Origin of the sequence: Natronospirillum operosum (genome assembly GCF_004768465.1) — a bacterium.
GTDB classification, from domain to species: Bacteria; Pseudomonadota; Gammaproteobacteria; order Pseudomonadales; family Natronospirillaceae; genus Natronospirillum; species Natronospirillum operosum.
The window spans coordinates 427,469-453,068 of the sequence record NZ_SRMF01000003.1; the positions used below are offsets into that span (position 1 = coordinate 427,469).

General features: G+C 59.0%; 26 protein-coding genes. 6 read left to right on the forward strand and 20 right to left on the reverse strand.

Going from position 1 to position 25,600, the window contains the following annotated elements; genetic code table 11:
• The first annotated feature begins 86 nt into the window (after positions 1-86).
• Both E4656_RS10865 and E4656_RS10870 read left to right on the forward strand, forming a co-directional pair.
• Positions 87-1,379, forward strand: coding sequence for an extracellular solute-binding protein (locus E4656_RS10865; RefSeq protein WP_135483246.1), 1,293 nt, complete (start codon positions 87-89; stop codon positions 1,377-1,379).
• A 77-nt stretch (positions 1,380-1,456) separates the two neighbouring features.
• Positions 1,457-2,569, forward strand: a complete 1,113-nt coding sequence (locus E4656_RS10870) for a glycoside hydrolase 5 family protein (RefSeq protein WP_135483247.1) — start codon at positions 1,457-1,459, stop codon at positions 2,567-2,569.
• 1 nt (position 2,570) lies between these two features.
• Here E4656_RS10870 and E4656_RS10875 read toward each other — a convergent pair whose 3' ends face one another.
• The 8 genes from E4656_RS10875 to E4656_RS10910 all read right to left on the reverse strand — a co-directional run bounded on the left by E4656_RS10875 (position 2,571) and on the right by E4656_RS10910 (position 10,549).
• Positions 2,571-3,128, reverse strand: coding sequence for a TMEM165/GDT1 family protein (locus E4656_RS10875; protein ID WP_135483248.1), 558 nt, complete (start codon positions 3,126-3,128; stop codon positions 2,571-2,573).
• A 21-nt stretch (positions 3,129-3,149) separates the two neighbouring features.
• Positions 3,150-4,373: a right-handed parallel beta-helix repeat-containing protein gene (locus tag E4656_RS10880; RefSeq protein ID WP_135483249.1), complete on the reverse strand. Its 1,224-nt coding sequence runs from the start codon at positions 4,371-4,373 to the stop codon at positions 3,150-3,152.
• Positions 4,374-4,443: 70 nt separating this feature from the next.
• Complete coding sequence (locus E4656_RS10885) at positions 4,444-4,632, reverse strand: hypothetical protein (RefSeq protein ID WP_135483250.1); 189 nt, start codon at positions 4,630-4,632, stop codon at positions 4,444-4,446.
• Positions 4,633-4,654: 22 nt separating this feature from the next.
• Positions 4,655-6,331, reverse strand: a complete 1,677-nt coding sequence (locus E4656_RS10890) for a glycoside hydrolase family 32 protein (RefSeq protein WP_167856026.1) — start codon at positions 6,329-6,331, stop codon at positions 4,655-4,657.
• Positions 6,332-6,353: 22 nt separating this feature from the next.
• A complete protein-coding gene (locus E4656_RS10895; RefSeq protein ID WP_135483252.1) occupies positions 6,354-7,478 on the reverse strand; it encodes a glycoside hydrolase family 172 protein in 1,125 nt (374 codons plus the stop codon).
• 42 nt (positions 7,479-7,520) lie between these two features.
• On the reverse strand, positions 7,521-8,354 hold the full coding sequence (locus E4656_RS10900) for a carbohydrate ABC transporter permease (protein ID WP_135483253.1): 834 nt from the start codon (positions 8,352-8,354) through the stop codon (positions 7,521-7,523).
• Entirely contained in the window at positions 8,344-9,228 is an 885-nt protein-coding gene (locus tag E4656_RS10905; RefSeq protein ID WP_135483254.1) for a carbohydrate ABC transporter permease, read from the reverse strand. The genes E4656_RS10900 and E4656_RS10905 overlap by 11 nt, the downstream gene beginning before the upstream one ends.
• A gap of 58 nt (positions 9,229-9,286) precedes the next feature.
• Entirely contained in the window at positions 9,287-10,549 is a 1,263-nt protein-coding gene (locus tag E4656_RS10910; protein ID WP_205849171.1) for an ABC transporter substrate-binding protein, read from the reverse strand.
• 249 nt (positions 10,550-10,798) lie between these two features.
• Here E4656_RS10910 and E4656_RS10915 point away from each other — a divergent pair, with 249 nt between their 5' ends.
• Positions 10,799-11,878 carry a LacI family DNA-binding transcriptional regulator gene (locus tag E4656_RS10915; protein WP_135483255.1) on the forward strand — a complete coding sequence of 360 codons (1,080 nt, stop codon included), beginning with the start codon at positions 10,799-10,801 and terminating at the stop codon, positions 11,876-11,878.
• 65 nt (positions 11,879-11,943) lie between these two features.
• Entirely contained in the window at positions 11,944-12,864 is a 921-nt protein-coding gene (locus E4656_RS10920; RefSeq protein WP_135483256.1) for a carbohydrate kinase family protein, read from the forward strand.
• A 29-nt stretch (positions 12,865-12,893) separates the two neighbouring features.
• On the opposite strand, the gene E4656_RS10925 is transcribed toward E4656_RS10920, so the two are convergent.
• Entirely contained in the window at positions 12,894-14,078 is a 1,185-nt protein-coding gene (locus E4656_RS10925) for an amino acid aminotransferase (RefSeq protein ID WP_135483257.1), read from the reverse strand.
• 287 nt (positions 14,079-14,365) lie between these two features.
• Here E4656_RS10925 and E4656_RS10930 point away from each other — a divergent pair, with 287 nt between their 5' ends.
• Positions 14,366-15,574 carry a diguanylate cyclase domain-containing protein gene (locus E4656_RS10930; protein ID WP_135483258.1) on the forward strand — a complete coding sequence of 403 codons (1,209 nt, stop codon included), beginning with the start codon at positions 14,366-14,368 and terminating at the stop codon, positions 15,572-15,574.
• Between the two features lie 24 nt (positions 15,575-15,598).
• On the opposite strand, the gene E4656_RS10935 is transcribed toward E4656_RS10930, so the two are convergent.
• The gene (locus E4656_RS10935) at positions 15,599-16,180 is read right to left on the reverse strand and encodes a methyl-accepting chemotaxis protein (RefSeq protein WP_240753962.1); all 582 of its coding nucleotides are present in this window, start codon (positions 16,178-16,180) and stop codon (positions 15,599-15,601) included.
• Positions 16,181-16,595: 415 nt separating this feature from the next.
• Between E4656_RS10935 and E4656_RS10940 the strand changes: the two genes are divergently transcribed.
• Positions 16,596-17,201, forward strand: a complete 606-nt coding sequence (locus E4656_RS10940) for a trimeric intracellular cation channel family protein (protein ID WP_135483260.1) — start codon at positions 16,596-16,598, stop codon at positions 17,199-17,201.
• Between the two features lie 22 nt (positions 17,202-17,223).
• Here the strand turns inward: E4656_RS10940 and E4656_RS10945 are convergent, their stop codons facing one another.
• The 10 genes from E4656_RS10945 to E4656_RS10990 all read right to left on the reverse strand — a co-directional run bounded on the left by E4656_RS10945 (position 17,224) and on the right by E4656_RS10990 (position 25,554).
• Entirely contained in the window at positions 17,224-17,652 is a 429-nt protein-coding gene (locus E4656_RS10945) for a hypothetical protein (RefSeq protein ID WP_135483261.1), read from the reverse strand.
• Between the two features lie 170 nt (positions 17,653-17,822).
• Positions 17,823-18,626, reverse strand: coding sequence for a TlpA disulfide reductase family protein (locus E4656_RS10950; RefSeq protein WP_135483262.1), 804 nt, complete (start codon positions 18,624-18,626; stop codon positions 17,823-17,825).
• The gene (locus tag E4656_RS10955; protein WP_240753963.1) at positions 18,619-19,242 is read right to left on the reverse strand and encodes a YigZ family protein; all 624 of its coding nucleotides are present in this window, start codon (positions 19,240-19,242) and stop codon (positions 18,619-18,621) included. Before E4656_RS10955 ends, E4656_RS10950 begins: the two co-directional genes overlap by 8 nt.
• Positions 19,243-19,322: 80 nt before the next feature.
• Positions 19,323-20,081: a sulfite exporter TauE/SafE family protein gene (locus tag E4656_RS10960; protein ID WP_167856027.1), complete on the reverse strand. Its 759-nt coding sequence runs from the start codon at positions 20,079-20,081 to the stop codon at positions 19,323-19,325.
• Positions 20,082-20,156: 75 nt separating this feature from the next.
• A complete protein-coding gene (locus tag E4656_RS10965) occupies positions 20,157-21,527 on the reverse strand; it encodes an amidase family protein (protein WP_135483265.1) in 1,371 nt (456 codons plus the stop codon).
• Positions 21,528-21,589: 62 nt separating this feature from the next.
• Complete coding sequence (locus E4656_RS10970; protein ID WP_135483267.1) at positions 21,590-22,330, reverse strand: GntR family transcriptional regulator; 741 nt, start codon at positions 22,328-22,330, stop codon at positions 21,590-21,592.
• 31 nt (positions 22,331-22,361) lie between these two features.
• The gene (locus E4656_RS10975) at positions 22,362-23,171 is read right to left on the reverse strand and encodes an ABC transporter ATP-binding protein (RefSeq protein ID WP_135483268.1); all 810 of its coding nucleotides are present in this window, start codon (positions 23,169-23,171) and stop codon (positions 22,362-22,364) included.
• Between the two features lie 29 nt (positions 23,172-23,200).
• Positions 23,201-23,923 (reverse strand): ABC transporter permease, encoded by a 723-nt coding sequence (locus E4656_RS10980; RefSeq protein WP_205849172.1) that lies wholly within the window; start codon positions 23,921-23,923, stop codon positions 23,201-23,203.
• Positions 23,924-24,098: 175 nt separating this feature from the next.
• Positions 24,099-25,085 (reverse strand): NrtA/SsuA/CpmA family ABC transporter substrate-binding protein, encoded by a 987-nt coding sequence (locus E4656_RS10985; RefSeq protein WP_135483271.1) that lies wholly within the window; start codon positions 25,083-25,085, stop codon positions 24,099-24,101.
• A gap of 226 nt (positions 25,086-25,311) precedes the next feature.
• Entirely contained in the window at positions 25,312-25,554 is a 243-nt protein-coding gene (locus tag E4656_RS10990) for a CopG family transcriptional regulator (protein WP_135483273.1), read from the reverse strand.
• Positions 25,555-25,600: the final 46 nt, after the last annotated feature.

Consider the following 25,600-nt stretch of genomic DNA (forward strand, 5'->3'; position numbering starts at 1 on the left):
TGCTGTATGCAAAAAACCGAAAACTCATCGCCACTGCGCAGGCAGTGGTCAACTACAAAGACAAGAAAGCAGAAAAGGTGATTACCATGCGAAAAACTTTTGTTTCCATGATCGCAGCAGCCGCGTTGTCGGCGGGGGCAGTGATGCCTGCCTTCGGTACCGAAGTGACGCTGGGCCGGTTCTTCGGCTCCTGTCAGGACGCCGGCACGGATGTTTCGGCGGCCGTCGGTGAAGCCTGCATCATCCAGTCGATCATCAACGCCTTCGATGCGGAGAATGATGATTTCGACGTCACCACACTGCCCACCGACTGGGGCAATTACTATGACCAGATCATTGCCTCCTACGCCTCCGGCAACCCGCCGGATGTGCATGTCATGCACCGCCACCGCATACCTGAATATGGCCAGATCGGTGCCCTGGCGGACCTGACGGATGACCTGATGGCGCATGGCATTGATCCGGATGACTGGACCGAGTCAGCTCGTGAGGCCGTCACCTGGAATGACCGGATTCTGGGTGTGCCCATGGATCTGCATGCCAACCTCTGGCATGTGAACATGGACCTGATGGAAGCCGCCGGGCTGGTCGAGGACGGCCGCCCGATTTTGCCTTCAAGCCCGGAAGAAATGATGGAGCATGCCGAGATGGTTCGCGAAGCCACCGGTCAGTACTATCTGGCGGCTGACTTCTCCGAGTTCGAGATTGGTGTGCGCATGGTGCTGGCCTTTCTATGGCAGCAGGACAGCAACATCTTTGCCAATGGCACCGCCACCATCAATACCCCGGAGGCACGCAATGCGCTGGAACTGATCACGGGTCTGTTCGACGGTGACTATGCCAACTCTCGTACCAACTATGCAGATTCCCAGCAAAGCTTCCTGAACGGAGAAGCCGCAGTGCTGGTCAATGGCACCTGGGTAGTGGACTTCTATGCCGAGCAGGCGGCCGACGAGGATGTCGAGCTGACGAACTATTACGTGGCTGACTTTCCCACTCTGTATGACGAGCCAGCCACCTGGGCAGACTCTCACCTTTGGGCGATTCCGGCCTCGGTGCAGCGCGATGACCCTGAAGTCTACGAAGGTGCACTGAAGTTGCTGGCCTTCATCAATGACCACAATATCGATTGGGCACGCACCGGCCATGCCGCCGTCAGAGAGTCTGTACTCAACAGTGATGAATATGCCGAACTGCCCCATCGCAGCGAGTACGACAATACCGTCAATATCGCCCGGGATACGCCTGCCTCCGCGCGCTACGGGGCAATTCAGGACATTCTGAACCGGGAGTTCCAGGCTATCTGGCTGACCGGCAAGTCCATTGATGCTGCCCTGTCCGATGCTGAAGAGGATGTGCAAAGCCAGCTTGATCGCTGAGCCTGCCGCGTCATGCGTCCGGGCTCACGCCCGGGCGCTTCCTGTCAACCTGAATCAACGTTTTGGAATTACCAGTAATGACTCTGTCTTCAGCCCGCTGGTCAGCAGAGCGTGCAAACGCCTGGCAGCAAGCCAACGCCTGGCAATGCGGGTTCAACTATCTGCCGCGCAACGCCGTGAACTTTCCTGACATGTGGCGGGCAGACAACTTCTCCCCGGACCTGATCCGCCAGGAACTTGGATGGGCTCGAGATTGCGGCTTCAACAGTCTGCGCACCAATCTGCCCTTTGTTGTCTGGCAGCATGACGGCGCCGGGTTGCTGGAGCGCATGGAGATCTTTCTGTCCATAGCGTCCGAACAGGGCCTGTCGGTGGTGTTCTGTCCGCTGGATGACTGTGAGTTCTCCGGCGGCGACCCGTCGGCTGGCGCACCACCGGCCCCGGTTCCGGGATTGCACAACAGCAGAGCCGTGGGCAGCCCGGGCCGACGCTGGGTGATGGACCGACCCCTGCACCATGCTGTTGTCTACTACGTGGGCGCACTGGTTGACCATTTCCGCTCGGATGCGCGGGTACTGTTCTGGGATCTCTACAACGAACCCGGCAACAGAATGGTTTTCGCCAAAGACGGCGAGCACTCTTTCAGTCAGGCGCTGGAGCAGCACTCCATGGCCTTGATGGAAGCTGCGTTCAGGCGCGTACGGGATATTGATCCCATTCAGCCGCTGACCGTGGCGGCCTGGCATATGCCGGCACCCTGGGAGCCGACGCCGACGCCCTATTATCAGCACCCGCTGGATCAGGCTGCGCTGGAGTGGTCCGACCTGGTCAGTTTTCATGCCTATCGGGAGCCGGAGATTCTGAACCGGGTTCTGGAGCAACTGGCGGCACTGGGTCGTCCCATGATCTGCTCGGAGTGGATGGCGCGGCACGTCAACAGCACCATCGAGAATCAACTGGAACTGTTTTGCCGCCACAATGTGCATTGTTATCAATGGGGGCTGGTCAGGGGCGCGACGCAAACCCACCTGCCGTGGCCAGACGTCGTGCTGCGCCAGCAAGTCCCGAGTGAGCGCTCTGATGACACCTGGTTCCACGATCTGCTGGAGCCGGACGGCACGCCACACAGGTCAGAGGAGATCGGTCTGATTCGGCAGTGTGTGGACGACGGGCAACAGCAACGCTGTTGATTTACAGTGACAACGCCAGTGTTGAACCAGCCGCCAGAAAGAACAATGTGGCGCCAACCCGGCTCAGCCAGCGGCTCGGCAAGACGGGTGACAGTCGACGCCCCAGCCAGAGTGCCGGTCCGACCACAGCCAGCGTACCGCAAATGGCGCCCAGAATGACGCCGGGCAGGGAGGACTGTGAACCTACCAGGGCCAACATGGTCAGTTGCGACTTGTCGGCCATCTCCATAATGAAGAAGGCACTGGCAGAAGTGACGAACAATTTCCTGTCCGACAGTTGAACCGCTGCCTGTGACCCCTCCTGTCGGAGCAACCACAATGCAGTGAGCATGAATAGCCCGCTTACGATCCAGGGTTGCCAGGGTGCAGGGATAAACAGAAACAGCCAACTGCCGAACAGACCGACCAGCACCAGGTTGAGAATCAGCCCGGTGCTCATGCCCAGAAAGAGCACTCCGGTCCGGGTGTACCGACTGCCCAGCAGCAGGGCCAGCAGCAGTGACCGGTCCCCAATCTCGGCCACTGCTGTCAGCCCTGCAGCAAGGAGAAATGCATCCATACCAGGCACGCGGGCGATTCCTCAGAGGTCCCGGTGTGTTCCCAGCGGCGGCAGGCCCAGGAAAGCGTATTCGCTGCCCGGCGCGTAGGAGGTGAAGTTGCCGCTGTGGCCGGTCAGCAGGACCCGTACGTTGTTCACGCTGGCATCCAGCAATACCGCATTGAATCCGGCCGTCGAACAGGACACATGATTCGACGACACCGTATGGCCGCTGCCGCTGCGGACCAGTATCAGGGTCGGGGTTGGGGTGGCCACCGGGCTGGCGTCGAAACGCAGGTAGTTGCCCTGGATGAAGTGTTCCTCACCGGCAACATGTATCAGCCCGAACAGGTCATCGCGGCCATTGTCATAGGGTTTCAACGGATCGAAGGGCTCATCTTCGCGCAGGAAATGGTTCGCGGTGACCAGGTTGCCCCGGCCGCTGCCTTCCAATACCACCATGCCCGGGTAGAAAGCGTGCAGGCGATTGCCGGTAATGGCTGATTGGTCACAGTCGAGAAAGTAGACCGAATCAGCCCCGCGCGGAAAGATGTTGTTGCCTTCCACCAGCAGGCCCTTGTGACCTTCGGCAAAGATGGTGTGCTTGTTGTAGCCCGCACCCATCAGGTTGGCGGTAACCAGTGTGGCCTGGCCGCTGCCGGTCATGTGCAGGCAGCCGCCACACTCGGTAATGAAGTTGTTGTGCACCCGCATGGCATCAACATTGTGGGCGATGATGCCGTCTTCCAGATAGACGAAGCCCATGCCCTCGATCAGACAGGCATCCGTGTCGGATTGAAAGCGCAGGCCGACCTTGCCGTTGGTGTAGCTGTTCTCGTCACTGCCGAAACTGACGCCGTCCAGACAGAAATCCCGGAACTGGACGCTGCTGATACGCGGCGCCTGGCTGCGGTAGACCAGGAATGCCTCGGCCTGACCGTCGGTGTTGTCGACCAGGATGCGGCTGCTGCCGGGCCAGATTTCAGCCCACCCGGAGGTGTCGCCGGCGTTGTAGCGGATACTGGAGGAAAAGAAGCCGTGGCCGGATCCCTTGATGGTGATGTAGCTCAGGTCAATCAGTACTCGGGTTCTGAGTATATAGTCGCCCGGAGGAATGTAGATCACCGCGCCCGGATTGTCGGACTGGGTGGATTGATTGGCTCTTATATCGTCCAGGATACTGTTGATATAGAGCCCGATGTCGGTATGTACGGTTTCAGAGGTGCCGCTAACCGACCAGTCGGTGACGTCGTAGACGGTGGACATGTGGTGCTCCTTTCATTTTTGTTTTTGGCAGTTGTTGTTTCTGGGTTGGAGTTCATGCTCCCGGGTGCAGTCAGAGCACTCCGATATTGAGTCTGTTGTGGCGCTTGCCGCTGCGAGCGGAGCCGGCCTCCGGTGATGTCTGGCTGGTCCCGGCAATGAGGGTTGTCGGCACCAGAGCGATTCCGGCACCGGCCAGTGCAGCTTTCAGAATGTCTCGGCGCTTGAAGTGGTACAGCAGCGGACCTGTGGGTGTTGGCATACTGGTCTCCTTGGCTGGATGATTATTGCCCGGGTTGCGGGCAGGTCAGGGTTTCGGCGCTGATGCTCAGAGCTTCCGGAGCATGCGTCGTGTCTATGGTCAGTGAGGACAGTTCGGTGAGCTGGTAGCTGCGCCGGGTGCCGCAGACCGAGCCGCCATTGACAAAGAGCTCGATGATGCCGCGGTCATACAGCAGCGACAGGTCGCTGAACCGGGGCAGCGGATGGACGTAGTCGATGTCTCCCCGGTCTTCCGGCAGCACCATGCGCAACAGCCCGTCGTCCAGAGTCACTGACCATTCCCGTTGCCGCGCATCCACGCCGGCAATGCGGAAGTGGCGGATGTCCCCGTCTGCCGCCTGCATGGTCAGCAGGCAGGGATTGTCGCCAGGGCGAAAACGCACGGGACTGACCGCCACCAGCGGCAGGCTGCGGCTGATCAGACCCGAGAGGATCGGATGCATGCACAGACGTTTTTCCGCGTTCAGCGAGAGCTGCCGCGGCAGCGACATCTCACCGCAATAGTCTGAGCCGGGCGGCTTCTGGAAGGCCCAGTTGAACAGCCAGGCGATGGCCAGGCGCCGGTCATCGGCCAGAAAGCTCTGCATGGCATAGAAGTCGGTTCCGAAGTCCACCTCGCGCAAGGGGCCCTCCGGCAGAAATCCCTGATCCGGATCAAACTGGCCCACCTGGTAGTACATCAGGTTGTGACGCCCGGTTTCCGGGTCCTGATGACCGACAAAGCCCATATAAAGAACCCAGCGGCCATTCAGGGGCAGCAGATCCGGGCATTCGATACAGCGTGCGCCCTGATCCTTGAACTGGGGTGGTGCCACATAGAGCGGGCCGCGGTAGTGCCAGTGCTCACCGTCCCGTGAGGTATAGAGCAAGACTGCCGGGTCGCCATGCAGGGCGGCACCCAGGATCATCAGGTACTGTTCCGAGGCGTCGTCATACCAGACCTTTGGGTCGCGAAAATCACAGTCGACACCGTCTGGACGTTCCGAGATGACGGTCGTTATGGCGTCCGGAGTGATGCCATCGGCGGCGGGAATAACCCGCTTCTGCACTTCCCGATAGTCCTTGTGCAGGTCATACGCGGGCAGCCGTTCGGTGTAGTAGAACCGCAGCCGCCCGTCGTGCCCGGTGCAGGCGGAACCGGAAAACGCACCCCCTGTAGCACCGAGAGGCAGCAGGTTCTTTTCCGGGTGCAGAAAAACCGGATAGTGCACCCAGTTGAACAGATCCCGGCTCACGGCATGGCCCCAGTGCATGGGCCCCCACTCGCTGCTGTTGGGGTGGAACTGATAGAACAGGTGATAGTGTCCGTCCTGATAATGCAGGCCATTGGGGTCATTCATCCACTGACGGGGCGGAGAAAAGTGCAGCTCGGGGCGCGCCTCGGGGCTGTCGCCGGTCGCCGGCAACAAGCGGATGCCCTGAGTCGGCAGGCTCTCCGGGTGCCAGTGATAGGCCAGACTGACCTCCAGCTGTTCCGGGTCCAGATGGACCGTGAGCGGCTGTTCCCACAGGTTGGTGAACCTGGAATGTTCGAAATAGGGTGGCGGACTGCCGATTTCAAAGACCCTTTGTTCACCCGCCCGAATAACGAACACGGCCGTGCTGACGGGCCTGCTGGCCCGCGCCCACAGTTCGATGGTTGCTCCGGGGGATAACTCACCCCATGTCTGCCAGGCCATAAAGGCTCCTGTTGTTAGTTGCTTAGCAATCCCACAGACCATGTTCCGGCCAGCGCCGGGCCAGACGTTCTTCAACGGGCGGCAGCGGTTTGGCTGCTACTGGCTCAGTGGTGTAGAAGAACCCGACCGAGGAATAGTCGTTGCTTTGGTCATTGGCGTGACCGTGCTCGAACGTGACCCGAATCGATTTCGAGAAGTGGACCGGGTCTTCGATATGGAAGCGATACAGGCTCCACTTGCCGAAATGTTCCTGCGGGTCGGCTCCCAGGGACACCCCGTGATAGGGCGTGGAGTGTTCACCGGCCGGGAAGCCCCAGGAGCAGCCGAAATAGTCCTCGGTTCCGGTCCCGTGAATGGAGGGCGGCCAGGCTTCATCATCGATGAAGATCATGTCGTCACCTTCGCCCGGCCAGGTGTACTCCTGATTGGAGGCATTGAAGTTGTCGATGTTCAGTACGCAGCCGACATAGTGGCCGGTGCCCCGAATGTCGAGTACCACGTAGTTTTCCTTGCCGTCGGTGTTCTTGCCGCCCAGATCCCAGGGCGCAGGGTTCTCATAGGGCTGTTCGGTGGGGACGGCCTGCGTGGGGTTTTCGCGGTGCCATACCGCATGAAAGCGGCCAAAATCCTGTGGCAACCCGTCTGCGTAGAGCTCGTAGTCGATGTAGTAGAACAGGTTCTCGATCGGTTCATCGGCCTCGTTGACGATCTGGATGCGCGCACCCTCGCCGAACGGCATGGGCCAGTAGCTGTTGAAGGCAGGGGAAAACGGGCCCTTGGGGCCACGGCGATCACCAAAGGTGCAGTTCATCGGCAGTGACCACCAATGGCGGCCGGTGGCGTGGCCAACGCCGAAGAAGTCACCCAGCGGCACGCGGACCGAAGGCTCGTCGCTGCCGTCCCAGTACATTTCGAACACCAGCTTGCGCAGGTATTGGGCGTCATAGCAGCGCGTGGTGATCCACATGTGCTTGATGCAACCGGCACCGGCAATGTCGGCCATGACGCAGGTCTCACCTGCGGGAACCGTCTTGAAGTCCCGATTGCCGCCGCTGACGTCGTAGCTGGAAGAACGCTTTGATACCACGCCCCGGCGTACCTGGGGCAGGCCGGCCAGGGGGCTGGTGAACATCTGATTTGGATTCATAAGAACTCCTGTTGTCTGTTTCTTGTCTTGAAGGTTAAAAAGTCAGCCTTTGACAGCACCAAATGTGAGTCCGCCGATAATCTGCTTTTGGAGCAGCAGCGTGATCAGGATGACTGGCAATGAGTACAGGGTGGCCAGGGCTGTCATGGGGCCCCAGTCAAGGCCGTAGGCCGTTCTGAACTCGGCGATGACAATGGGCGTGGTTTTCGCCTGGTCGGCCGTCAGCAGCAGGGCGAACAGAAACTCGTTCCAGCTGGCGATAAAGCAGAACAGGGCGGCGATGGCCATGCCGGAACTGACCAGTGGCAGTACCACCAGAAAGAAAGACTGGAAACGGTTGCAGCCATCCATGCGGGCAGCCTCTTCCAGTTCGCGCGGGATGCTCTCGAAGAAGGCGGACATCAACCAGACGGCGAGCGGCAGCGAGATGGTGGTATGGGCCAGAATCAGGCCCAGATGGGTGTCCAGCAGTCCGACATCTTTCAGAATGGTGAACAGGGGTACACCCAGAGACACAGTGGGCACCATGCGCGTGATCAGGGCGAACATCATGAAGTAGATGCTCAGACGTACCCGGAAGAAAGAAGCCCCGTAGGCGGCCGGCACGGCCAGCACCAGGGCCAGGAAGGTTGACGTCAGGGCGACAATGACAGAGTTGGCAAAGGAGCCGGGTACGGTCGCTGTGCCCAGAATGCGGGTATAGTTTTCCAGCGTGACGGTTTGCGGCCAGAATGAGGGCGGAATCTGCAACACCTGGGACGCCGGTTTCAGCGACGTGCTGACCAGATAGATATATGGCAGCGCATAGACCACAACAATGGCCAGTGCCGCCAGTGACAAGCCGATCTGGCGCGAGGAAAAGGCGTTATTTCTCATTGTCCGGGCTCCAGATTTTCTTGTAGGCGATGACAGCGATGATGACCATGACAATGGTGAACAGGGTGGCGGAAGCAGAGGCTTCACCCAGATCGCCGTAACGGACCATGCGCTGGTAGATGTTCATCGAGAGGACTTCCGACTGGAATCGAGGGCCGCCCTGGGTCTGAATCCAGATCAGATCGAACGTCTTGGCGGCATCGACACCACGAATGATCAGCACCACGGCAATCACGGGGCGCAGCGTTGGCAGTGTGATATGCCAGAAACGTCGGATGGCGGAGGCGCCGTCTATCTTGGCCGCTTCGATCTGATCCTGCGGAATGTTCTGCAGGCCGGCGTAGACAATCAGCGCCACAAAGCTGGTGGTGATCCAGATGTCCGGCAGGGCCACGGCATAGAGCACGATGGCCGGGTCACTCAGCCAGGCAATGTCTGATGGCGAGTCGATAATGCCGATGGCGGCCAGGAAATTGTTCACCAGCCCTGTGTTCTGGGCCAGCAGGAAGCGCCACAACAGGCCCGCAACGATGGGTGGAATCATCAGTGGCAGGGTGAAGATGGTGCGGTGCCACTTCGAGCGGCGGCCCAGAGCACTGAAAATCAGCGCTGCGCCAAAACCGAACAGCATCTCGAAGGACAGGGCAAAGGCGGTATAGCGAAGCGTGCGTCCGGCACTCTCCCGCACCCGACTGGATTGCAATACATCAATGTAGTTGCCCAGTCCGATAAACTCCCTGCGGGAAGGGTCGATCAGCGGTACATCGAAGAAGGAGTTGTAGACGAGCAGCAATACCGGATAGGCCACCAGCAGCAGCAGGAACAGGCAGGCGGGTGCCATCATCAGGTATGCAAAGCGACGCTCAGCTTTCATAACAGGGCTCCGGGTGAGGGCCGGGCACCGCTGTGGCGGGCCCGGCCGGTCAGGTCGGTCAGAGGATGTCTTCTACCCAGCGGCGGGCATCAGACAGGATGTCGGCGGGTGCCCGACGGCATTCCAGAGCTTCCTGAAGGGCCGGCAGGACGGCCTCATCGACGATCTCCTGAAAGTCTTCATGCAGCGGACGACCGCGGGTGGCATTTGCCCCCAGGGTTTCCATCAGTGGGAAGTAGTGTTCATTGCCCGGCTCGGTGGCATAACGCTCATAGGCGGAGTTGGTCGCCGCCAGGCCGAGAGGCGAATCGATGCCGAGGTGATTGTTGGCAATTGCGAAGGCGATGAACTCGCGGGCCAGTTCCTTCTGGGCGGAGGTGGAAGGAATGACGTTGTACCAGGGCCCTGGGATGGCCGCGATACCCGCCTCGCCTGCAATCATGGGTGCAGCGCCGACGTTGCCGGCTACCACCGCATCCTCGGGTATCTGCTTGTAGGCATGGCCCCAGAAACGCATCATGGCGGTATTGCCCTGATTAAACAGGTTCTGGGCTTCCGCCCAGCCGGTTTCGAGCACCCCGCCGGGGCTGACCTGATATTCACAATGCAGGCCGACATAGAACTCCAGCGCGGCGACGTGTTCGTCGTTGTCGATGATGACATTGTTGTCATCATCCAGGATCACACCCGGTGAACCCGCCTGCAGCACATGTGCCATCCATTCTTCGGAAAAGGCGCCCTTGACGTCGGTACCGTACAAATCGGTGCGGCCGTCACCTGTGGTGTCACGGGTAAAGAACACAGCCACATCCCGGAACTCGTCCCAGTTGGTGGGTGGTGCCAGGTCGTAGCCGTATTCGTCGCGGAAGGCAGCCTGTTCGGCCGGGTCTTCAAACAGATCCGTGCGGTAGAACAGGATTTCCGCATTGGCCCAGGCGGGCATGCCGATATAGCGGCCGTCGACCCTGGCATCTTCGACCAGAGCCAGAGGCAGGTCGGCCAGCACTTCATCCGTGAACAGGTCGTCGATGGGATCCAGATAGGGTGCGAAATAGGCATTCCAGACGACATCAATGGTCGCCAGATCGAAGTTGGAACGGCCGGACGCGATCTCGGTGCTCAGGCGCTCGAAGACGCCAGCATAAGGCACCACAGTGAAGTTGACTTCAACACCTGTTTCGGCAGTGAAGGCATCGGCAATGGCCTGTTGCTGCATTTCGCCACCGCCTTCGACAAGGATGTTCAGGGTCTGTGCGTGCAGGGACCCGCTCAGCAGGGTGGCTGCGGCCAGCCCCTGCATCAGCATTGTTGTTTTTTTCATTTCTGTCTCCCGAGTCAGGATGACTCTCCGGTTTCAGTCTTCTGTTTGTGATTGTCTTTTTTCTGGTGTGAATCCGATCACACATGCATGCATTACTGGCGATCCACTGGAAGTATAGAAATGAAATGACGACGTCGTCAACAAAAAATGACGACGTCGGCATTTTTACTTTTCGGAGCCTGATTTGGGCTATGCGCCTGCGGCACATCAGGTATACTGCGAGCAGAGCACCTGATGTAGAAGACAAAAATGCCAAGTATCAAGGATGTTGCCAGGGTAGCCGGAGTGTCTGACAAAACGGTCTCCCGAGTGGTCAACCGCGAGCCCAACGTCAAGCCGGAGACCTTCCGTCGTGTAGAGCAGGCCATTCAGGATCTGGGCTATGTACCCAATCGAGCGGCTCGGCTGGTGCGGTCCCGCAAGTCACAGGTTCTGGGCATTCTGACCGACCTGGTGTCGGTTACCCCCTACTCCAACGACATTGTGCGGGGCGCTCAGGCCTGGGCACATGCCAACGGCTATACCGTCATTGTGGTCAACACCAATGGCGATGATGATACAGAGAAGGCTGCCTGGCGCACCTTCCAGGAGCACAGCATTGAAGGCGTGCTCTATGTCACCATGTACCACCGTCTGATCAACCTGCAGGCTTCGGACTGCCCGTTGCCCACCGTGCTGGTCAATTGCCGGAGCACGGCAGACCAGTCGCTGATCTCCGTGACCCCGGATGATTATCGAGGTTCACAGGCACTGACCCGGCATGTGCTGGAACAGGGCCATCGTCGTATCGGCTATATCCGCCTGAACCCGGTTCTGTTTGGTGCCGAGGAGCGCTACCGGGCCTTTCAGGATGTCGTACGTGAATGGGGCATACCGGACGCATCCATTACCACAAAGATCGGGATGTCCGGCGTGGTCGGGCAGGAAATTGATCACAGCTACCAGGTGACACAGAACATGCTGCAGCAGGATGCGCCTCCCACAGTCATCATGTGCGGTAACGATGAGATCGCCCTGCAGGCTTATTTGGGTGCCCTGACACTGGGCCACCGTATCCCGGATGATGTGTCCATTGTCGGCCATGATGACTTCAAAACGGTATCCAAGGCACTCAAGCCGGCGCTGACCACGGCGGCGCTGCCCTACTATGATCTGGGCTTCCGCGCCAGCGAGGCGCTGTATGGCGTCATCTCGGGGGAGGGGGCCACAGGCAGTGCCGGGTCGGTCAAGATGGACTGCCCCATGGTCAGGCGGGAGTCGGTCCGACCACTGCCTGATTCTCAGCGATCACTGGCAGACGCCGGTGGCAACGCTCGCCACAAAGACTGAATGACCTGAGGCTGCCCGCCAGCGGTTGGCAGCGCAACCCAGTAACAACCTGAACAGGAGTAACCATGATCCTCTGCAGCGGCGAAGCCCTGATTGACATGTTGCCACGCACCACCAGTGACGGAGAGAATGCCTTTGCGCCTCATGCCGGCGGGGCGGTTTTCAATACCGCAATTGCACTGGGCCGCCTGGGTGTATCGACCGGTTTCTGGTGCGGCCTTTCCCGTGACATGTTCGGGCAGCAGTTGCAGCAGGCACTCACTGCATCCGGTGTTGATTTCAGTCTCGCACCGATCAGTGACCGCCCCACCACGCTGGCGTTCGTGTCGCTGGTCAGCGGGCAGGCGCAGTATGCATTTTACGACGAGAACACCGCAGCCCGCGAGGTCACGGTGGATGACCTGCCGACACTGGATAGCCGGGTAGAGGCCCTGTTCTTCGGCGGCATCAGCCTGGTATCTGAGCCCTGCGGACAGGTACTGGCCGATTTCATGGTGCGCGAGGCACCGCACCGGGTCACCATGCTGGACCCCAACATCCGCACCGGATTCATTCGTGACGAGGCTGTCTATCGGCAGCGCATCGACACGCTTATTGAGGCCAGCGATATCGTCAAACTGTCCGATGAGGACGCCGACTGGCTGTTCGGCAAGGCCGATGCGGTCACGCACGGAAGGGCGCTGCTGGAGGCCGGCGTGACCCTGGCCGTCATCACCGAGGGCGCAAAGGGCGCCACGGCATTCACGGCCCGACACCAAGTCAGTGTGGCCGCACCGCAGGTGACGGTGGTGGATACTGTCGGCGCGGGCGATACCTTCAATGCCGGGCTGCTGGATGGCCTGAATACGCTGCAGGCGCTGGACAAGCAACGGCTGGCGGAACTCACTCCGGAGGCGCTGGAGCAGGCGCTGGGCCGGGCGGTGCAGATAGCGGCGGTAACGGTCAGCCGGGCCGGCGCCAACCCGCCGTGGCAACGGGAACTGTGACCGGGCAGTGACAGGTCAGTCGGGGCCGCTCAGGCCCCGACCGCCAGAAAGCCCTTCACCACGGTCGGGATGGCCGCCTCCGACAGGCCGGCTACATTGACCCGGCCACCGTCCACTACATAGATGCCGTGGTCGGTCTTGAGTCGGGCCAGTTGTTCGGCACTGAGGCCGGTGACCGAAAACATGCCGCGGTGCTGGCCGAAGTAGTCAAAGCGGTCACTCTGGGCAACTGCCCGGAACTGTTGTACCAGCTCGGCACGCAACTGGTTGATGCGCTCGTTCATGGCAGTCAGTTCGTCCTGCCAGAGCTGACGCAGCTCGTCGTCGTGCAGGATGCGCGCGACTATGGCGGCGCCATGGTCCGGCGGCATGGTGTAGGTACCTCGGGCCAGACGCTGAATGTGTGCCTTGGCCTTGGCTGCGGCAGCAGCACTCTCACCGATGACAATGGCGGCGCCGGTGCGCTCCCGGTAAAGCCCGAAGTTCTTGGAACAGGAAGTGGCAATGACCATTTCCGGTACCGCATCGGCCAGCCGACGCAGGCCGGCGGCATCTTCCTGCAGACCATCCCCGAACCCCTGATAGGCAATATCCACAAAGGGCAGAAAGCCGCGCTCGAGCGCCAGCTCGGTAATGCGCTGCCAGCTCGCGGCCGAGATGTCGCCGCCGGTGGGATTGTGGCAGCAGCCGTGCAGCAGCAGGACATCATCAGGGCCGAGTTGAGCGATCTGCGCCAGCATGGCCTGTTCGTCGACCTGCTTGGTATCGACATTGAAGTAGGGGTATTCCCGTACCGCCAGCCCGGCACTTTCCATGACCGGCTTGTGGTTCACATAGCTGGGACGACTGATCCAGACCGTGGCGCTCGGCCGGGCGGTAGCAATCAGTTCAGCCAGCATGCGCAGGGCGCCGCTGGCACCAGGGGTCTGCACGGCGGCCGCGCGGGCATGACCAGCCGTGCCGGCAAGCAGCAGGTCCGTCATGGCCTGATTGAAGCGCTCGTCACCGGCCAGGCCGACATAGCTCTTGGTCGGCTGGGTCTCGGCCAGATCCATGGCAGCGCGCCGCACTGCCTGCATCACAGGGGTCTCTCCCGCACTGTTGCGATACACACCTATCCCCAGATCAACCTTGTCCGGTCTCTGGTCGGCCCGGAAGGCGACGGTCAGAGCCAGAATGGGGTCCTGCCCGGGGGCAATCAATTCGTTGAACATGAAGTGCTCCAGCGTTGCATGGCTTTCTGAGGGGCTAAAGATGGCAGCATTGTGTTCGTTAGGGAAGAGTCTGCGGTTCGCCGGTGCCACCCTGTGCGCAGGGCTCTGGCGTAAACTGTCAACGCATGCTGCCGACAACAAAGCCAGTGATCAGGCACCGAATGCCCGCTGCAGGCTGCCGTTCCGGCGGATGAGGGTCTAGGCTGAATCCGATCAGGCTGGTAAGCTGAGTATTAATTGACCGCTGTTAGGTTGGTCTGGGCGATATTGCGGGAAACAATACCATCATGAATCAGGACAGCAGCGGGCCAGCCGAACCATCACAGGCAACTGCCTCGGGTGCCGCCTACCGTGACTTGATCATACGCACCGCCATGTCCTTTATTGACCTCCCGCTGGAGCGCATGGATGCCGGTATCCAGCAGGCTCTGGCGGATATCGGCGGCTTTTTCGGTGCCGACCGAGCCTATGTTTTCCAGTATGACTTCGATACACATCTTGCCCGCAATACTCATGAATGGTGTGCCGCTGGCATAACCCCGCACATTGAAGGCCTGCAGGCACTTGATGTGAGCCACCTTGATGACTGGGTACGGCCTCATCGCAATGGTCAGCCTCTGGTGGTACCTGAGGTTGATGCTCTGGAAGACAGTTCACTGCGCGATGTTCTCGTTCCACAGGGTATTTGCAGCTTGCTCACTGCGCCCTTGATGGATGGCGAGAACTGTACCGGTTTTGTAGGGCTGGATGCGGTACGGGGCCCGCTGACCTATGGTCATGATGAAACCGAAATGCTGCGCCTCTTTGCGCTGCTGCTGGTGAATCTGGACCGGCGCAAGCGGGCAGCGGCTGAACTGGCCGCGTCAGCGTATGAAAAGCAGCTGGCCTACCAGGCTCTGGAAAGGAAGACGGAAGAGCTGGCGCGTACCAATGCACAGCTCGAACGGCTGGCTCACTATGACAATGTGACCCAGTTGCCCAACCGCAATCTGCTGTCCGACCGTCTGATAGTGAGCATGCGTCAGGCTGACCGTCGCCGCAACGGTCTGGCCATAGTCTATCTGGATCTGGATGGTTTCAAGGCCATCAATGACAGCCACGGGCACGATGTCGGTGACCTGATGCTGGCGCAGTTGGCCAGACAGATGAGCGGGGTTCTGCGTGATGGCGATACTCTGGGCAGGCTGGGCGGCGACGAGTTTGTCGCCGTTCTGATCGATCTGTCCGATGAACAGCTGCTGCAGCCGCTGATGCTTCGCTTGCTGAATGCCGCCTCCAGACCGATAGAGTTGAACGGGCTGACCCTGCAGGTGTCAGCCAGTGCCGGGGTAGCACTTTACCCGCAGGACAAGTCGCTGGACGCCGACCAGCTGCTGCGCCAGGCCGACCATGCCATGTACCAGGCCAAGCTGGCGGGCCGCAATCAGTATTGTCTGTTCGACAGCACTCGTGACCAGGCCGTGCAGGGGCGGGCTGGCTATTCGGAACCGCAGTGACTGCGGTTCCAGCCCGGGACACGCCTATATCCTGAACTCACTGACCACATCATGCAGTTCGGACGCCTGGCGGGCGAGCTCGCGGCTTGAGGCGCTCGTCTGGTCTGCTCCGGAAGCGTTCTGACTGGAGACGTCCCGAATCTTGACCAGGCTGCGGTCGACATCTCTGGCCACCTGCGCCTGTTGTTCGGAGGCGCTGGCTACGGAAGCATTGCGCTCATTGATCTTGCTCACCAGGTCGGATATTTCCTGCAGTGCCGAGCTTTCCTTGGTTGATTCGGCCGTTCGATGAGCCAGGGAGCGGGCTTCATCTGCGACCACCGCAAAACCGCGTCCGGACTCTCCGGCCCGTGCGGCTTCGATGGCGGCGTTCAGTGCCAGCAGGTTGGTCTGCTCGGCAATACCCCGAATGACATCCAGTACTCCGGTAATGTCCTTGACGCGCTCGACCAGTTGGTTGATTTCCGTTGATGCGGACTGGATTCGACCTGACAGGGTCTCGATAGCCTGCGTCGAGTCGTCGACCTTTTTCGCGCCATGGGTGCGCTGACTTTCATCTGCCGTGTGGTTGGCGTTGGTCGCGACTTCCTCTATGGCTGTGGTCAACTCATTGACCGCAGTGGGGCCAGACCAATTGCCGGAGTGTCCCGATACTGCATCGTATTGGCTACCTGAAGCCGGGCTTTGAAGTGCGATGTCCAGAGGTTCCGAAATAGAGTCGGGTAGCTAGCGGAGCCAGGATACGGTGAGAGTGAGGGCGGGGACTGATCATACTTCACCTCAAAAGAGGACTGCTTAATGATTGTTTACAGGCAGGTCATAGTCTGTAAATTCTGTTGTCACGAAACTGCGTGATTCATTTGGAGGTTCGAGAAGTCCCATTGGATGAGCAGTAGTGTCTGGTAATGCCAGGAACGTGAACAGTCTGGCCTGGATACGTTAAGATGCTGACAGTGCTGGCTGGCATGTCGCTGTGATTCAGGAATGCCAGGTTCCAATGTGTCCCGTTTCTGGTGATGACATGCTGCTTTACTATCTCGATCTGGCCGGTGTGGCTGTTTTTGCTGCCAGCGGCATTCTGGCCACACGAGACCGTGAGCTGGATTGGCTCGGGGCCATCGTGGTGGCCACGCTCACGGCCATCGGTGGCGGTACGCTGCGGGATCTTCTGCTCGACCGGCACCCGATTTTCTGGGTCGTCGACACCACTTATCTGCTGGTGATCGTGGCATCAGCCGTGGCGACCATGCTGTATCTGCAATGGCGCCGGGCGCCGGGGTTTGCGTTTCAGGTGGCCGATGCGCTGGGCCTGGCGCTGTTTGCACTGTCTGGGGCCAGTCTGACGCTGGCCGCCGGCTTCGCGCCATTGATTGCCGTGCTGATGGGCACCATGACCGGTGTCACCGGCGGCATCCTGCGCGATATCATTACCGCCCATGTGCCCCTGATACTGCGTCGGGAAATCTACGCCACAGCCGCCATCGGCGGTATCTGTGGCTATCTGCTGCTGCTCTGGCTCGGCGTGCCCGAAGAAACGGCCTTTGTGGTCGGCATTGTGCTGGTGGCCGGGCTGCGGGTGCTGGGTTTCCGCTGGGGGCTGCACCTGCCGACCCTGAAAGGCCGTTGACCAGAGCGTTTGGACAGTGTGCTCAGAAACGAAGCCCCACACCCAGATAATTGTGATCTCCCGGGTGCACGCCGGCTTCAAAGAATACCCGTGACCCGCTGACATTGAGGTTCACACCCACCTGGCCGCCCATGCCGGATTGCGTGTCGGGCAATATGGAAGAACCGAAACCCAGACCGCCGTAGAGGTCAGTGCTTCTGTTCAGGGGGTAGACCAGCTTGCCGGTGGCCAGCGCGCTCATCAGGAAGTCGTTGTCGCCGGCACCCATGCCCAGTTGACCCTCAGCCACCAGGCCAAGACCACTGCGGGCAAGACCGCTCAGGTTAAGGGGAATGCTGAAGGCAAACATGCCACCCAGCCCGTCACTGTAGCTGCCAACCATGGCACTGGTGGAGTTGCCACGGCCATATTGACCATAAGCCAGGCTTTGCCCGGCCAATAATACCGCCAATAACAATACCAGAATTCCGCTCTGGACCAATCGCATTGGGGAGGACCTCATTTACAGTTAATCGAGAGTGAATTGTCTGGACTGTCTGGTACGGTGTCAATTGATTCCGCTGTCGGGGCCCAGGAACCGGCGTTTTCCGGGACATCTGACAGAAATAAACAGGAAGTCGGTCAGAGGCCTCCCAGATAGCCCTCCAACTGCACGGCGGAGATTTCACCGGGGTGGATTGCGGTCATCTGTCCGGACGCATCAAAGAACAGGGTAGTGGGCAGCCCGTGCGCCTCGAAATGTCGGGACAGGAGGGAGGGACCGTCAATCAGCACAGTCTCGAGCCGGCGCTCGTGCTCTTCCAGATACTGGCGAGCCGTGGCCGCGTCCTCTCCCTGGTTGATATAGACAAAGTGGATGTCGGGCCAGTTATCCTGAGCCCGTTCGAAGGTGGGCATTTCGCGTCGGCAGGGCGGACACCAGGACGCCCACAGGTTGATGACGGTGGGCTGGCCGCGCAGGTCCGTCAGCAATACAGGCTCGCTGGCCATGTCGCTGACGCGCAATTCCGGCAGGGGTACCGACCGGGCCTGCTGAGTATCCAGAAACAGGCTGCCACCCACCCAGACCAGGGTGCCGGCAAGCACGGGGGCCATATGCAACGCCAGCGGCTGGCGCCGACGGCGGCTCCACAGCAGTGCCACGCCCAGTGCCACCAGCACTCCAACCGGCCAATGGAACCCGCCTTGCCAGAGGTAGAGGCTGTCCATCGGGTTGCGACTGTAGACCGACCAGTGCTCAATCACATGCACCACGCGACCGGCACCAAAACCACTGAGCAGGACCAGCCACAGCCCCGGTGCGCCCAGCAGGCGATAGCGTCTCTCCAGCACGAAACTCAGCAACAGGACCGTCATCATGGCCAGCACAAACAGCAGCCGGTCCATGGGAATGAACAGTGGGCCAAGGGTCACGGATTCAGGCATGATTGTCTCCAGTGTGGGTAAGGCCGGGGGCGCCAATTTGCTGCAGCAGATCTTCGAGTGCAGGCAAGCGCGCTGCCGGCACCTGCAAGGTGAGTGCGACGGTGGCGCCGAACTGCCGGTCGGCTATTTCCGCCTGTTCGCTGCTGACCCAGGCTTCGATACGTTCGGCCTGGGCATAGCTGAGCTCCAGCGACACAACCTGCATGGCCAGAGCCTCTGCGACCGGAGCATCCGCAAGCACCGCATTCGCTGCTTCGGCATAGGCCCGGGCCAGCCCGCCCTTGCCGAGCTTGGTACCGCCGAAATAGCGTATCACCACGATACCAGCTTCGCCGATATTCGCATGCAGCAGCACATTGAGCATGGGCTGACCGGCCGTGCCATGGGGCTCACCATCGTCGCTCTGGCCGATGGCCCGGCTGCTGCCGGGCGGCCCCGCATTGAAGGCCAGACAGTAGTGGCTGGCGCGCGGATATTCGCTCCGGCAGTGGGCGACCAGCGCCTCCATGTCCGCCCGTTCACATACCCGATCGAGCACGGCGATAAAGCGGCTCTTGCGAATGATGACTTCCCGGACATGGCGAGCGCCGGGGATGGGGTAGCCGGAGTCTGACACGCTGCTTCCTGGTTGCTTCGCTGGCGCAAGCTTATCAGATTTGGACCGGCCAGGACGTGCCAATTGCCAGTGAATGCGCGTCAGGGTTGCGTAGCAACGGTCAATGCTCTGAGGCCCATGGCAACAGCCATTATCAAAAGAAAAATGAACAAGCCCCGACGAAATTGCACTTCGCTCCATTGGCCGCCAAAGCGGTCGCCGAACTGGAACCCGATGGTCGAAGAAATCACCGCAAGCCCGACATGTACCCACGAGACGGAGACTGGAATAAACAGGGTAATCAGCACAATCTGAATGCTTTTCCCTACCGCAAAACACAGATTCAGGGCCAGCATCTGCTGTCGTCTCTTGAGGTTGGAAATGCCGGAGAACAGGAGAATGAAGGGTGCTCCGACATTCATCAGAGACTCTGTTACTCCCGCCAGGAATCCCAGCGGCTTGCTGCCACGAATGCTTGTGTCCCTGCCAATCCAGCGCAAGTGTCTCAGGGCAAGCGGAACAAAGGCACTGACCAGCAGCAACATACCGAGCAGGGCATAGTTGGCTCCAACAGGAAGCAGTCCGTAAAGCACCACGCCGGCAAGACTGCCGATCATGATGCCCGGCAGAAGGCTTCTTGTTACCTGAGACTCCCAGACATAGTGTCGTCGCTGCAGGATATACCGTGTTGCTATGAACCAGAGAGGCACTGCAGCCAGGATGACCGCAACTCGATAGTCCAGAAACAGCCCGAGCATCGGCGTTGCGATCATGGCGAATCCCATGCCGAAGATGCCCTGAATCAGACCGGCAATGAACAGTATTGTTAATGAGACCACGACCTGATCGGTGTAGGGCAAGGCGACGGAGAGATCTATCATGAAGTGTGGTTTCCTCAATATTTCCGCAAGCGGACTGCAGGCTGGGCTTGCGGATCAGATGGAAATGGCATCAATGCCGGGCTTCAGCTCTACAGCGTCCTGGAATCGTCTGCCGATTGACTGGACTGTGGCATCGGTGCCCGGAAGGCCGATCAGGGAGATGCCGAATGGAACGCCATCTGGCTTGATGGCCGCTGGAACCGCGACAGCACACAGGTCCAGCGGATTGACGAAGTAGGTGTAGTGCCCGATCTTGTGGTTGTTTGTAACGGGATCCTGTTTGATCTCGTCGCAGGTAAAGCTCCGGGCCACGGTAGGCAGCACCAGACAGTCCATGCCACCGAGTTGTTTATGTGCGCTTGCACGAAGATCCTTCATTCGATAGAGGGCACTGATCAGATCATCGCGTGAATAACCGGCGGCCTTTTGCAGGGTTGATTTCAGCGCCGGATGCAAAGCTTCATCGCCGGAGGCAAGTACACTCCCATAGTTGAAGTGCCGCTCAGCCAGCAACCCGCTGTCAAAAGGCATGCTGCGTGCCGCAGCGAAAACCTGCAGATCAATGGTGTGCCCGGTGCCACCAATGGATTCAAGAGTACTTATGGCCGCAGCAAATGCCTTTTCGGCCTGCTTGTCACCGAAGAAATCAAGCTGATTCAGATCCGGGGCGCAGAAATTGAACTGATCGCCCCTGGTCAAGGGGTCACTGTGCAAGCGGTTTACGGTACTGCCTGGGTCCTGCAGCACTGCGTAGATCATTTGTCCTTCGGCGACGGTCTGCGCGAACACCGAAGTCGTATCGAGGAAGCGGCTGTTGTGAACCACGCCATTGTCACTCAGTGTGCCCAGTGTTGGCTTGATGCCGACAATATTGTTCATCGCGGCGGGAATGCGGCCAGAGCCGCCTGTGTCCGTGCCAATGGCAAATGTGACAAGGCCGCGTGCTACTGCGACGCCGGAGCCGGAGCTCGAGCCGCCAGGTATCACTGCGTCCTTGAAGGGGTTCTTGCAGTGAGGTTTTACAACTCTTGTCCCTGACAAGCCAGTCGCGAACTGATCCAGTGAATTCTTGCCGATGAGAATGGCGCCGGCGTCAATTGCCCTCTGAACCACTTCTGCGTTGTTGTCGGGCATGCGCTGGAAGGCATCACAACTGCAACTGGTATTGATGCCTGCCGTGTCGATGTTGTCCTTGACGCTGAACGGAATGCCAAACAATGGGAGGTGCGCTGCGTCGCCATGCTTCTCCAGCTCTGCAGCAGCGGACAGGCACGTTTCTTCATCCAGCAGTGTGGTCCAGATGTACTCGTCGGGACACTGGCGAATAGTGGCAAAAAGATCCCGGACCATCGCTGTTGGAGAGTAGTCTCCACGTCGATACCGTGCCTTCAGCGCGGTCAGGCTAAGATTCTGGACAATAGACATCGCGGACTCCAATCATTCTGTCGGTTTCAGGAAACTGTTCCGGCACGCAGCGCTGCAATACCTCAGCGTTGGCGCTCCACACGGAATCGGTACTTCATGACCTGTGGGTTTACGTAGAGGTACTCGAAGTCCACAGGCCGGTTGCTCTGATCAAAAGACAGTCGCTCGACGTGCAACACCGGTGACTCGCCCGGCACTTCGAGCAGTTTTGCTATAAAAGGTTCGGCGAACTGGGCGTCCAGACTCAGGTCCGCTGCGCCAAGCGGGATGCCAAGTTGGTTTTCCAGCAACGGGAAGATGTCAGCAGACAGGTCCAGTTTCTCCAGGTCCTTGCCGATGTCTTCCGGGAAATAACTGATGTCGACACTGACCGGGTTGTGGTTCAGGTACCGGACCCGTCGAACTTCAAAAACCCGAGACAGTGCAGGAATGCCGAGGGCTCGGGATACTGCCTCGGGTGCTGGAAAGTGTCGCGTGTCGACAACCCGTGATGAAGTATCAAACCCGTTCAATGACATGGCCTCGGCAAAGCCTTCCAGGCGTTGCATGTTCTGAATGGCTTTGGGCCGACTCACGAAATTGCCCTTGCCAGGCAGGCTGAAAATGAGGCCTTCCGTACTCAGGTCTCGCAACGCCTGGCGAATGGTAATCCGACTGACGCCATACAGGGCCATCAGCTTGGCTTCTGAGGGCAGGCAGTCATGGGGCTTGTAGTCCCCGTTGCTGAGCATGCGTCGCAGGTCTTCACGTACCTGTACATAAAGTGGCTGTGGTGAGTTTTCATTAATGGTCGGGTTGTCCATGGACCAGGTTCCTCGGTTGGGCCGGGCGCTTTCAGGAAGCGTTCTGAAGCGCAAATGCCTTAGTGGTTTCTTCCCTGATAATGTCGAGACACTGGCGCTTGAGGTCCAGGAATTCCGGACTCGTCACAATCAGGGCATCACGCGGGCGAGGCAGATCAATCTTGATGTCAGCGATGATGGTTCCCGGGCTGGCGCTCATGACCACCACCCTGTCAGACAGGAATACAGCCTCATCAATATCGTGGGTTACAAATACCACGGTCGTCTTGAATTCCTCCCAGATGTTCAGAAGGTTTTCCTGCATGATCGCTCGGGTCTGTGCGTCCAGAGCGCCGAAGGGTTCGTCCATCAGGAGGACATTGGGGTAGTTGGCCAGCGCACGGGCAATGCCGACACGCTGCTGCATCCCCCCGGACAGTTGCCGCGGGTAGTGACTTTCGAATGCGCCCAGTCCGACCAGGTTCAGAAAGGTGCGTGCAACACTATCAGCCTCGCGCTGACCTGTATTGTTCATCAACGGGCCAAAAGCAACGTTCTGCAGTACGGTTTTCCAGGGCAGCAGTGAGTGTTGCTGGAATACCATGCCCCGATCAGGTCCGGGGCTTTTTATTGTGCGGCCATCCAGTGTGAGTTCGCCCTGAGTGGGTTGCACAAACCCGGCAATGGCATTCAGCAGGGTCGACTTTCCGCATCCGGAAGGGCCGAGAATACAGACGAACTCGCCGGGCTGTATGTCGACACTGGCATCATCGACCGCGACATTCCTTTTGCCGACGCTGTCGAAAACAATGGACACACTGTCCGCCGTGATGTGGCCTTTGGTTTGCAATTTCTCTTTCATGAAAAGTTCCCGTGCTTGTTCCGAAACAACTAGGATGCAGACCAGTCGACTCGGCGTGAGAGGTAGTAGAACAGTCGGTCAGCGATCAGCGAAATCACACCCAGCACAAGCAGACCGGCCATGGCCTGACCAATTTGCATGTTCTGCTGGGAAACATCTATGCGATAGAAAATGCCGGAAAATGTGCCTGCAATCTCCGCCGCGACCAGAGTGTAGAACGAGATGCTCACAGCGGTGCGGAGCCCGACGATAATGTAGGGGATGGCCCCGGGTAACAGTATATTGGTCAGCATCTTTGATCGTGGTGTGCCCAGGCACTGTGCTACCCGAATATAGAGTGGATCAACCTTGCGCACGCCATGATGCGCTGACATCCAGACCACAAAGAACACGCCCCAGAACACCAGGAAGTACTTGCCGGTTTCGGACAGCCCGAACCAGAGGATCACGAGAGGCACGAATGCAATCGGCGGAATGGGTCGCAGCAAACCGAAAATGGGAGACAAGAGGTTGGCGGCGAGACGAACGCGCCCGGTCAGAATGCCTACCAGAATACCGATGACACTGCCGAAGAAGAAGCCGATGCCGACTCGAGTCAGGCTGACCTGCACATCACCCCAGAACTGTCCCGAGTCGTACCAGCGGCCAAAGGCACTGATGACTTCGGTCGGCGGTGGAAACAGCCGGCTGCTGACCACTCCGGAAGCTGACACCCACTGCCATAAAAGCAGGAAGAGAGGAATGGACAACACCTGGGCCACTCTGTCTGCATTGATATGATGTAACCAGTATCTGTACCACATAGTGAAAGGGCTCCGTGGCTTCAACGTGCCAGGTTAATGGCCTTGTCTGAATCGCTTGTCAAAATAAGGAGAGGGCTGGGCAACCCTTCTTTTCAAGGTTCACTTTGCTCTGCGTTGGTGCGCATCAGTCCAAGCTGATCTGGACCCGGTCCGGAGCAATTGCTTCCAGAGTCTGCGGGAAAATGTAAGCACTCCAGTCAGGAAGTTCAGCCGGACCTGCGTGGTTGCCTGAATCAATGCGCCATTGGGCGTGGGCATTCAGGACATCCAGCGTTCTCTGGTCGAGAACGACCTGGTAGACATAGTCATCCCAGGTGGCAGCAAGATCTTCCTCCGGCATGGAGGCGGCTTCCGCGATGATCGCAATGGCAGATTGTGGATTGTCGAGAATGTAGGCTTCGGCCTCCAGCAATGCGGTCATGAAGCGCTCGAGTACTTCCGGACTGTCGTTCATGTAGCTCTGCATGGTGATGATGTTGAAGGTTTCAGCATAAATGCCGCGGGTATCGATCAGGCTGACCGAATCACCGAGAGCACTTTGGGCGTTGGCAACATGAGGCTCCCAGGTATTGAAGGCGTCGATACTGCCGGACGACATTGCCGGTGCCATCTCCTGTGGGCGAAGATTGATCATGGTGACGTCTTCCCTGGTCAGGCCAGCCGCTTCAAGCAATTTGATTGAATAGACTTCACCCCCTGTACCGGCGGTATAGCCAATTCGCTTGCCAGCAAGATCTTCAATGCTGTTGATGCCCGAGTCGGTCGCTGTCAGTGTTTTCAGGTCCGAATATTGAGTTCTTGCCAGGAAGGCTATTGGAGTGTCTGACATGGCAGATGCCGTCGTCGGTGCTTCTGCGGTGGTGGCAATATGCGCACCTCCCCCAATAACAGCTTCCAGTGCCGCGCGGCCGGATGTGAAGCCCAATACTTCAACGTCCAGCCCCTGTTCATCAAAGTACCCGTTGGCTTTTGCCACCATGGTTACCCCTGAAATGGGTGATGCATTCTGTGCCAGACGAATGGTGTCTGCCCAGGCACTTGCGGCAAGCATCATGGATGTGGCCATTCCAAGCAGGATGGCCCTGGTTTGTTTTGCCCTGTGCGTGTTCATCGTGTTGCCTCGTGGTTGTTCAAGTGGCATAACTTGTTATAACAAGTCATGCCATGTTATGCATGCAGTATGCCAAGGCGGCAAGAGGCTGAAATACGGGCTTTCCGGGGGAGGTAATATCAAGAAGGAGGCTGTGGTATGCCCCAGGTCAGTGCAGGGTGCACCTGAAGAATGCAAGTAGATGGACTGGTTCTGCAAGCTCTATTCCACTCGCCAGTCACTGGTATCAAGCATCCACGTTATTGGGTGTCCCGGCCCGAGTCGGTTCCGGGTGAGCGCGCAACTCTTCCAGAGAGGGGCAGTCATGCCAGCTTCCAGGCAAAGCCCGCACGGTATCGGGCCATTGATCCACCAGCTTCTCCCGAATCACGTTGGTTACCCATTTGCTTTTGGACAGTTTCATGACCTTGGAGTTGGCAATCATCTTCTGTTCGGTTTCGCTGTCCAGATAAATCGTGACCTGCCCCATGGTTTGTTCTCCTGCCAAGTCTATGTGGAATTATATGTTGTCGGCT

Bases quoted from the DNA above. Each gene is read 5' to 3' on its own strand.
- E4656_RS10925 (WP_135483257.1), bottom strand. From the start codon at position 14,078: ATGTTCAACGAATTGATTGCCCCCGGGCAGGACCCCATTCTGGCTCTG.
- E4656_RS10990 (WP_135483273.1), bottom strand. From the start codon at position 25,554: ATGGGGCAGGTCACGATTTATCTGGACAGCGAAACCGAACAGAAGATG.
- E4656_RS10965 (WP_135483265.1), bottom strand. From the start codon at position 21,527: ATGTCTATTGTCCAGAATCTTAGCCTGACCGCGCTGAAGGCACGGTAT.
- E4656_RS10880 (WP_135483249.1), bottom strand. From the start codon at position 4,373: ATGTCCACCGTCTACGACGTCACCGACTGGTCGGTTAGCGGCACCTCT.
- E4656_RS10865 (WP_135483246.1), top strand. From the start codon at position 87: ATGCGAAAAACTTTTGTTTCCATGATCGCAGCAGCCGCGTTGTCGGCG.
- E4656_RS10870 (WP_135483247.1), top strand. From the start codon at position 1,457: ATGACTCTGTCTTCAGCCCGCTGGTCAGCAGAGCGTGCAAACGCCTGG.
- E4656_RS10975 (WP_135483268.1), bottom strand. From the start codon at position 23,171: ATGAAAGAGAAATTGCAAACCAAAGGCCACATCACGGCGGACAGTGTG.
- E4656_RS10875 (WP_135483248.1), bottom strand. From the start codon at position 3,128: ATGGATGCATTTCTCCTTGCTGCAGGGCTGACAGCAGTGGCCGAGATT.
- E4656_RS10970 (WP_135483267.1), bottom strand. From the start codon at position 22,330: ATGGACAACCCGACCATTAATGAAAACTCACCACAGCCACTTTATGTA.
- E4656_RS10940 (WP_135483260.1), top strand. From the start codon at position 16,596: ATGCTGCTTTACTATCTCGATCTGGCCGGTGTGGCTGTTTTTGCTGCC.
- E4656_RS10915 (WP_135483255.1), top strand. From the start codon at position 10,799: ATGCCAAGTATCAAGGATGTTGCCAGGGTAGCCGGAGTGTCTGACAAA.
- E4656_RS10890 (WP_167856026.1), bottom strand. From the start codon at position 6,331: ATGGCCTGGCAGACATGGGGTGAGTTATCCCCCGGAGCAACCATCGAA.
- E4656_RS10900 (WP_135483253.1), bottom strand. From the start codon at position 8,354: ATGAGAAATAACGCCTTTTCCTCGCGCCAGATCGGCTTGTCACTGGCG.
- E4656_RS10895 (WP_135483252.1), bottom strand. From the start codon at position 7,478: ATGAATCCAAATCAGATGTTCACCAGCCCCCTGGCCGGCCTGCCCCAG.
- E4656_RS10920 (WP_135483256.1), top strand. From the start codon at position 11,944: ATGATCCTCTGCAGCGGCGAAGCCCTGATTGACATGTTGCCACGCACC.
- E4656_RS10930 (WP_135483258.1), top strand. From the start codon at position 14,366: ATGAATCAGGACAGCAGCGGGCCAGCCGAACCATCACAGGCAACTGCC.
- E4656_RS10985 (WP_135483271.1), bottom strand. From the start codon at position 25,085: ATGAACACGCACAGGGCAAAACAAACCAGGGCCATCCTGCTTGGAATG.
- E4656_RS10905 (WP_135483254.1), bottom strand. From the start codon at position 9,228: ATGAAAGCTGAGCGTCGCTTTGCATACCTGATGATGGCACCCGCCTGC.
- E4656_RS10950 (WP_135483262.1), bottom strand. From the start codon at position 18,626: ATGCCTGAATCCGTGACCCTTGGCCCACTGTTCATTCCCATGGACCGG.
- E4656_RS10910 (WP_205849171.1), bottom strand. From the start codon at position 10,549: ATGAAAAAAACAACAATGCTGATGCAGGGGCTGGCCGCAGCCACCCTG.
- E4656_RS10885 (WP_135483250.1), bottom strand. From the start codon at position 4,632: ATGCCAACACCCACAGGTCCGCTGCTGTACCACTTCAAGCGCCGAGAC.